The following is a 7,797-nucleotide window of genomic DNA, read 5'->3' as shown; positions in this document are numbered from 1 at the left end:
GCCCCCAGTGAATCCTGAGCGCGAACCGTAAAGCTGTAGGCCCCGCGCTGCGTCGCTGTTCCTGAGAGCACCCCGCCCGTGCTCAACGTCAGGCCGGGCGGAATCGTACCGCCAGTTACCGTGAACGTATAGGGCCCTGTGCCTCCAGTTGCCGTGATGGTCTGCGAGAACGGGGAGCCGGCTGTGATGGTGGATAGCGACGCTGGACTTACGACGATCGATGACGTCGGCGGCGTAATCGTGATGTTGACGCGGATCTGGTTGTTAGGCGGAGCTTCACCGTCGTTCACCGTGAAGGTATCGGTCGTCCCGCTGGTCCCGTTGTGGGTATAAATGATCGGCTGGTTAGCGCCAAATGCTCCAACTGTGGCTGTGCCGTGGGTTGGCGGCGAAAGGACTACGCCCAAGCCGAACCCGGCGTTGCACGAGCCAGCATTGATGCTGATACTCCCCCCCCATGCGACAGTACCCAAAAGGGTCGGGCAAAAGGTTGACGTTCCCTCATCGTTGTTAATCGTGCCGGTCGCGCTCGACGGCGCACCAATAGTGTACCCCGATCCCGCAGCAACCGTGACAATTGCGGTCTCGTTGGACTCGCTCGTGGTGTCGGCAGTGGGGTCGAGCGTCAGCGTGGCCGTGGTCGCATTGGCAGGAATCACAACGGTAGCTGCAGCGCCGGTATAGTCGCTTCCGCTGGTGGCCGTGCCCGAATAGGTCAGGTTTACTGTCAGCGCGCTTGTTGAAGTTGCACTTCGGGTGACCGTGTAGGTCAGGTTGGTCGCGCCATCCTCATTGACCGAACTGGGCGAGACTGCGATGGAAACCGATGGCGGCGGGGCGACATTTATTGTTAGTGTTTCAAGCTCGAAATATGTGCCAGGTCCGGTACTTGCATCGCCGACGCGGATCGTGGTGTTAAAGCTGCCAGAGGAAGTCGGAGTTCCCGACACTACGCCGGACGAAGAGAGCGTCAGGCCAGCCGGCAGTGCATTGGGTGGGACCGGCTCGACCAAGAATGAATAAGGCGCAACGCCGCCCGTAACCCCTATACTGAACGAACCCGCAACCCCTTGACTCATGGCGTAGGCGCCAGGTGAAAGCGCCAGGGTCGGGCTCTGAACCGTGCCGGTATAACCCTTGTCGGTAAATTGCGCCGTTGGCGTTGTGCTGTCGGTCGCGCGAACGCTGAATGAATATGCGCCGCGCTGGGTTGGCGTGCCTGAGAGTACCCCGCCCGACGACAGGCTCAACCCGACGGGGAGCGCGCCACTTTGCAGCGTGTAGGTGTAAGGCGATGCACCGCCAGTTGCGGTAAGGGTCTGGGAAAAGAATGTGCCAGCAGTCAGGGTTGGCAAGCTGCTTGGCGCGACCGTGATCGGTGAGGCTGAGGCATTGATCGTAATCGTGAACTGGATGTCGCCGCTGCCCGTAAGAGAACCGTCGCTGAGTTCAAAGACATCGGTCGAACCGATCCCGGTGGCGCCATTGTGACTATAGTCGAGAAACCACTGGGTAGTTGGGCCGGAACCGACTCGGCGCGTTATCGCGGTGCCGTGGTTCTCCAAATCAGGGGCCCCAAAGCTGCCACCGTCAATCGCCCCGAGTCCGCCAAAACCCGGTAGCTCACAATCGGAGATATTGATCGTGACGGTTCCTCCTGCCGTAACTGTTGCAGTCTGTGGCGGGCATTCGCCCGAGGTGTGTTGGGCACGGGCTTGGGGAAGGAGGATCAATTGCGCCAGCATCAGCACGAATACCGTCGCAAACAGCTTCGTCCACGACCGCACCAAAGCCTTACCCATAACTGCCCCCGTTTTTGCCTGCCTTATTGTCGGTCAGACGCAATTGTCACATTCTGTAACGCGGTTAGCAGCAACTGCGCAGGTGACATCGGGCCGAAATGCACCAGTACATTTTTGCCCGAACCCTTTAGCCGGTCCAACTGGCTATACCGTTCGGTATGGACGACAACCCCGCACACATATGGAACGGCCCGCGCAGGGCATTCCTGCGATTGGTCGCGTCCAGTATTGCGTTTGCGATCCTGTGCCTGGCTTTACCGGTCGCTGCCTCATCAGGGCAGACAGGCCATGCGCTGACTTTCGGAGACTGGGCAGCGGCTTGCGACAATGGCTGGCGCTGCGAAGCGCTTTTGGTCAATCCACTGGCACATCAAAATCCCTCTGAACCCATGCGGATAGTGCGCCTAGCTGGTCCAGACGGCCTATTGCAGCTTTCGTTTTTCTCTGGAGCCGCGGAACCTGATGGCAAAAGCTTTCAGCCTGACATGGTGGAAATCGGCGGAGGCGGTTTTGACTATCTGAATAGACTGCCCGATCCCGCCGATTTTAATGGAAACCAGTTGGATTTTGAAGGCGAAGCCGCGATGTCCCTGCTTCGGAACATGGCTCAGGGCGATACAGTCAGGTTGATAAAGAAAAATGGTCCATCGGTGACATTATCGACACGTGGGTTGATGGGCGTCCTCGTTTATTTCGATACCATTCAGCAGCGGATCGGCAATGAAAGCGCAGCGTATGCAAAGGGCCCATCCCCTGCCACTGCCACTCCGCCGCCACCCGAACTTCCCGTTATAAAGCTGGCAAATGCATCGGCAAAGCCACCCCGCATGTTGCGCAAAGCGCAAATCATGAAAGAGCGCGCAACCTTCGGCTGTGGCGAGCACACCCCTTTTGCCAAAACGACCGACGGCGTGGACTATTATCGGTTGGACGAGAATACCACTCTTGCACAGGTGATACCCCTATGCTCGCTCAGCAATTACAACAGTTTTGTGCGTGTTTTGCTGATCGACGAGAAAGGGGAACATCGCATAGCCCCGATTGAGGGCGACAGTGCCAATACCGGGAATTTGGGCGAAAATTTGGTCGGCGGTTATTGGGATGCAGAGCGGCGCAGGCTGGTGAGCTTTGGCTTTTGGAGAGCCGGTTGCGGCAGCGGCACCGAATATGGCTGGGATGGTGAACGATTTCGCATAGTGGAAGAGCGGAGAACGGCGAGCTGCGATCTCGAAATTTTCAGTCAAATGACGGTTTGGCGGGCGATGACGGTCTTATCGGACAATCGTTAGAGTAATTGGCCCGATGTACTGGTTCCCTGCCAGGCTTGGCGGTCAGGGCAGGATCGGCAAGTTTGTTCATAGTCCGTAAGTCGCTACCTTAAGGATTTGTCTATATATGATTCTCGCGGTCCAGATGCTTTTGGCAGTTGCCTTAGCCCAGCATGCAATGCCAGCTGCGCCATTGTCACCCGTCACCGACGAGAGTGTCATCAAACTGCATGGTAATTGCCGATATGAGGCCGCAAGTGATTCCGACACTGTGTCCAAGGTCAGAGACGTCGTCCGGCGCTTCAATGCTGCCATAATCTGCAAGGACGGAACCACTGCCGCACTTTTTGTGGACGAGGGTGGAGCGGTTGCCGAAATCGAAGAGCGAACAGGAGACGACGGAAAACCAAGTAAATGGGTCCGAAGCGGCCCCTGGCCTGAACAGCTTTTCCTGTTTACCCGACCCGATTCCGAGCCACCGACCGAGCAACAGGGAAGGTTGGTTCAAGGAAATCCTACAGTGATCGTCGATGGGTCATCCGCCTTTGTCCGCCAACCCCTGTGGACGGAGATATTCGGCAGCCCACCTGTCAATGACTGCCTGATTGAACATCTAATGCTGGTAAAGGTTGGGATGGATTGGAAAATCCGTCATATGATGTTGGTTCATGATGCGGGATCTTGCGAGATCCCACAGCCAAAACCTTGACCATCCATATTCGTTGCAAAACGCAAACCGATTGGAGCTGAACAGAGAGCTACTCGGGTATTGATCCCGGTTTGCACCGGTACATGGCAGAACTGGAACGTTTGGGCTCGGCCAGATAGCCTGCTTTACTGACCGTTTTGTCTTGGGGGAGGGAAAATGACCTATTGGCGTTGGACAGCATTATTGGCGGGCGCCGTCGTCGCAATCATGCTTGGATTCGGATTTATCGACGGAATGAAGGCATGCGGTGGTGGCGATCCCATTTTCGTGTTCGAGATGGTTCGCTCACCAGCGGATGTAGAGGCGTTGTTCCGGGAACATTGTCGTGCAGCGCATAGCGTTGCCCAGCACAAAGGGCTGTGGCTAGACATTGCGCTGTTCGTGTGGATCTACTCCGCATTCCTGATTGTCGGTCTGCTCGCGCTGAAACAAGATATCGGCCCGAGTAGCAGGGCTATTGTACATATTGCCATGGCTTTGGCCGTTGCTGCTGCGCTCGCAGACCAGTTTGAGAATTTTATGCTTTTGCGCATTCTTGATACGCTGCCTGGTCGCCAAACGGATATAGATTTGCTCTATTTTGCACCGAGGATCAAATTTGCTTTGTTGGGGCTGGTTACGGTGCTCGCAGGGTGGCTGCATTTGAAAAAACCGGGATGGCGGAAGCTAGCGGGGATGGTCGCCATCGGTGGTGGCTTATGGTCGGCATTGGGCGTGTTTGTTCATCATGATTGGGTGCTGAAGGGCATGACACTGGGCTGGGTGGCGCTGGCTGTCGCAGCACTCATGCTATCGGTTGCGCGACCAAATGCCGCATTGTCTGTCGCAAACAAATAGGGGGCAAAAATGTCCAAAGCATCGCTGCTCGAACGATTTCCATTCTTACGCCTGCGCGGGGCAATTATACTGGCGCGGATTTCGACTGCACTGTTCTTCATGGCGCATGCCGTTGCGCGCATTGTGCTTGGCACGATCCCCCAATTTGGAAAGTTCATGGAAGCGGTCGGGTTTCCTAACGGTGTGGCGATTGTTTGGGTGATCACCGTCAGCGAAATCCTGTGCGGCCTTTTGCTTATTTTCGGTCGTTTCGTCCGCATCGCAGTTATCCCACTGTTGTCGATTGCTCTTGGTGGGATTGTGTTGATCCATGCGCGTATAGGATGGTTCGTCGGCGAGCATGGAACGGGTGGCAGTGAGTATAGCGTTGCCCTGATCGTCCTGCTTCTTGTTGTGGCCGCGGCTGACGGCGATTCTTCGTTCAAAAGCAAATAAGGAGGCCGCGCATATGCGATTTGCATCGATAGTAATGATTATGATTAGCCTGCTCGAAACAAGTGTTTTGGCCGCATCGCCGACGCGCGTTTGCGGCAAATATTCTACCGTCCTGTTATCCGAAGGTGAGACGGCCGAGGTCAATGGCGCAGGCCAGTACAGCCTATTCCTCCTCATCCACGGACCACGCGGCAACTGGATATTCTTCGATTCGATGTCCGAGCCCGCCGACGTCGACAGTGCTGGAATGCTTGTCCTGACTGGACCGGACAAGACGGTATATCGGCGAAGTCATGAACCCCGCATCTATGCCATTCACCCATCGCAGCCTGACCTTGTCGACGGCAAGATGGTGAAGATCGGAGTAATGGGAGTCGATGCCATGCGCAAACCGCTCGATAATCCTGCCATCGTTGGCGACAATTCCGATTTCGATGTCATCGAGAGAGTGTTGCCGGGTGTGATAAACCGGTGCGACCTGCGCTTTGTCGCCGGTCAAGGCCTCGTCAGCTCAGCTTCCCGGTCAGTCGCGCGGTAGCGGGAACAAGTTTTAAATTAAACTATGGCCAAGGTGCCCCGCTTGATGGGAGGGTGGTTTGCGCTGCAAGCTGCGGTGCACCAGTGCGCCGCAGCGACAGCCATTGTTCCCAGGCGATGCTATTAATAGCATTGATCATATCGCAACTTGTGGGGCGGCACCGAATGCAAGGCACAGACAAGGCAAAGCAACTGTTTGCTGCCGGCGCGATAAGCATGATGCTTTTGCCACAACCTGCTTCAGCCACCCTGCCGCGCGCTGAACCGCCAAGTTATTCGGCCTATGGACCGTTCCAGCTGTGCACCGATCGCTTCGTGATCGATGTGGGCAAGGACGAGGCACTGCATATAGTCGGCGATATCACTCGCATCATTAACGACCGCGAATTGATTGCCATCAAGTCCGGTAACTCGCCCGACTATCTGCCCGCCAGCCTATTGGACACGGTTTTCAACCGACCAGCGCCGGAGTGGCGCAATGCAGGTCCGGCAAAACCGTCGCCAAAGCGGTTTATGGGAAAAACACCCGACGCCGGACAAACGGTCCGATACGCACCACAAGGTTTGCGCGACGAGGATGTGCGATACATTTTGGCACCGGACGAACAGTCAGAAGACGCCTTGATCATAGGCGCAGCCAGTTTCGATGGATCCGACAACGACCGCCGTCTCCTTTCGCGCATCAAGCCTGCATCGGCAAAAAGCCCCGAATGCCTGCCGCTTTCCGCACTCTTCAATCGCGACCTCGACGATAAGGATGCGAAACGGGCCTATGATCTGTCTAATTCTCTGGCGGGTATATATCCTTCCAAACCGGAAACGGCGCCCTTGTTTCATTGTTTCTCCGGGATAGGATTCAAACTGGAGGATGGTGAAACGCTGCTAAGACCCTGGCGGCCTTTGGGAGACGCGGGCGACTTCCATATCGGCACTGGGGGTTCGCGCATTACAATCGCACGTCGTTTTTATCAGAACGAGATGCTGCGCCCCGGCGACCCGTCAAATTTCAACGAACATCCAATGAGCCTGCTGCGAAAAACCGAGGTCATCTACTATCCCAGCCGGGGCATTGGCCCGCCATATGCCGAACCTGGCGAACGGGAAGCAGGCAGTTGGGAAGTGAAGCTGATCGAAAGCTATCATTATGGCGTGACGTTCAGATTCCCTGCCTCGCAACACACAGCCGCCGGTTTTCGATTCCTCGAGCGACTACAGTTTGTGCGAGACGATGATCCTCGATGCCAGAAAACACCTTGAACTTCACAAAAATCCGGTCAGATCTTGTTGCAACAAAGCTGTCCGAAAGATGCGGCATACTCGCCTTATTCAGCAACAGTAGTGCTGCCATTGCGGTTCAAAGGCCACCACGAATAAAGCCAGCCCTTTCAGCCCGTCAGGTTCATTTTGCCGCGTAACTTCGATGATGTCGGGTGTCGGTCGAAAGTTGCCAACATTCATTTGCAGTGTCAAAAAACAGAGTGCCGTCTGTGCCAGACTCCCCTTTCCTATATGGTAGTCCGTCAAGCGTGAAGGCCGTGCCAAGGTCGTCGCCCCCGTCGGATTTCCCGTCATAGATGACGCGAGTCCATTCAACGACAAAGGTTTCATTCTGGCCTTGGCTCAGTTCGATTACCACATGCTCGTCGTCTCCCGCGCGAACCGGTCGGGTGGATTTTCGATAGTAGTCGACCATCATCATCGGGAAATCTGTATAATCCGATGCCTTGATCTCTTCCCAGCGATTGACGGTAAAATCCGGACGCAGAAGTACATATTCAATTGCAGGAGCACTATATTTCTTCTGCACAGCCTTGGATTGGATAAAGGCGTCAAAAAAGGCGTTCGGGTCACCACTTTGGCAAGCTGCATCAGCCGCTTGCAGCGATAGTCGGTCAGATTCGCCTATCACGGTAGCAGCGCTTTCTTGCGCGCGCACCAGCGGCACAACCGCTGCACTTGCAGCGGGCTTTACCCGCAAATCATCTATTGCGTCATTGTCACTTGCTGCTTCGCCACTGCACCCCAAGGCCAAGAGCGAAAGTGCCCCCAACGATGCCAGCTTGCTCCGGGCCGATTTCGCATGCAACCACCGCACCAATGGAAAACTCCTCGCAATTATTTGGCATCTGTTTGTCTTTCGTTCAGGTTAGAGGGTGAAGTGTAACTTACGAAATATATTCTAATACTGGTGCATCGGCTGGTTCCCGAA

Annotated in this window: 8 protein-coding genes; 6 read left to right on the top strand and 2 right to left on the bottom strand. The window is 55.5% G+C overall.

Annotation, left to right across the window (positions count from 1 at the left end; genetic code table 11):
- A partial coding sequence (locus tag Q0239_RS14735) for a putative Ig domain-containing protein (protein ID WP_298604205.1) occupies nt 1–1,802 on the bottom strand: 1,802 nt, incomplete at its 3' end.
- A gap of 158 nt (nt 1,803–1,960) precedes the next feature.
- On the opposite strand from Q0239_RS14735, the gene Q0239_RS14730 reads away from it, so the two are divergent.
- The 6 genes from Q0239_RS14730 (at nt 1,961) to Q0239_RS14705 (ending at nt 6,845) form a co-directional block, all read left to right on the top strand.
- Nucleotides 1,961–3,091 (top strand): DUF1176 domain-containing protein, encoded by a 1,131-nt coding sequence (locus Q0239_RS14730; RefSeq protein WP_298604203.1) that lies wholly within the window; start codon nt 1,961–1,963, stop codon nt 3,089–3,091.
- Nucleotides 3,092–3,197: 106 nt separating this feature from the next.
- Complete coding sequence (locus Q0239_RS14725) at nt 3,198–3,779, top strand: hypothetical protein (RefSeq protein ID WP_298604201.1); 582 nt, start codon at nt 3,198–3,200, stop codon at nt 3,777–3,779.
- Nucleotides 3,780–3,935: 156 nt separating this feature from the next.
- Nucleotides 3,936–4,616: a hypothetical protein gene (locus Q0239_RS14720; RefSeq protein ID WP_298604199.1), complete on the top strand. Its 681-nt coding sequence runs from the start codon at nt 3,936–3,938 to the stop codon at nt 4,614–4,616.
- A gap of 9 nt (nt 4,617–4,625) precedes the next feature.
- On the top strand, nt 4,626–5,051 hold the full coding sequence (locus Q0239_RS14715; RefSeq protein ID WP_298604197.1) for a DoxX family protein: 426 nt from the start codon (nt 4,626–4,628) through the stop codon (nt 5,049–5,051).
- 34 nt (nt 5,052–5,085) lie between these two features.
- A complete protein-coding gene (locus tag Q0239_RS14710; protein WP_298604195.1) occupies nt 5,086–5,589 on the top strand; it encodes a hypothetical protein in 504 nt (167 codons plus the stop codon).
- 164 nt (nt 5,590–5,753) lie between these two features.
- Nucleotides 5,754–6,845: a hypothetical protein gene (locus Q0239_RS14705; RefSeq protein ID WP_298604193.1), complete on the top strand. Its 1,092-nt coding sequence runs from the start codon at nt 5,754–5,756 to the stop codon at nt 6,843–6,845.
- Nucleotides 6,846–6,987: 142 nt separating this feature from the next.
- Here Q0239_RS14705 and Q0239_RS14700 read toward each other — a convergent pair whose 3' ends face one another.
- Nucleotides 6,988–7,533, bottom strand: a complete 546-nt coding sequence (locus Q0239_RS14700) for a hypothetical protein (protein ID WP_298604191.1) — start codon at nt 7,531–7,533, stop codon at nt 6,988–6,990.
- Nucleotides 7,534–7,797 lie beyond the last annotated feature (264 nt).

The organism is uncultured Sphingorhabdus sp. (assembly GCF_937872355.1).
Taxonomy (GTDB): Bacteria; Pseudomonadota; Alphaproteobacteria; order Sphingomonadales; family Sphingomonadaceae; genus Sphingorhabdus_B.
The sequence above is the reverse complement of the archived record's forward strand: the minus strand, read 5'-3'. Positions and strand labels throughout refer to the sequence as shown.

Coding starts and splice junctions, on each gene's coding strand:
- Q0239_RS14730 (WP_298604203.1), top strand. CDS start 1,961: ATGGACGACAACCCCGCACACATATGGAACGGCCCGCGCAGGGCATTC.
- Q0239_RS14725 (WP_298604201.1), top strand. CDS start 3,198: ATGATTCTCGCGGTCCAGATGCTTTTGGCAGTTGCCTTAGCCCAGCAT.
- Q0239_RS14720 (WP_298604199.1), top strand. CDS start 3,936: ATGACCTATTGGCGTTGGACAGCATTATTGGCGGGCGCCGTCGTCGCA.
- Q0239_RS14715 (WP_298604197.1), top strand. CDS start 4,626: ATGTCCAAAGCATCGCTGCTCGAACGATTTCCATTCTTACGCCTGCGC.
- Q0239_RS14710 (WP_298604195.1), top strand. CDS start 5,086: ATGATTATGATTAGCCTGCTCGAAACAAGTGTTTTGGCCGCATCGCCG.
- Q0239_RS14705 (WP_298604193.1), top strand. CDS start 5,754: ATGCAAGGCACAGACAAGGCAAAGCAACTGTTTGCTGCCGGCGCGATA.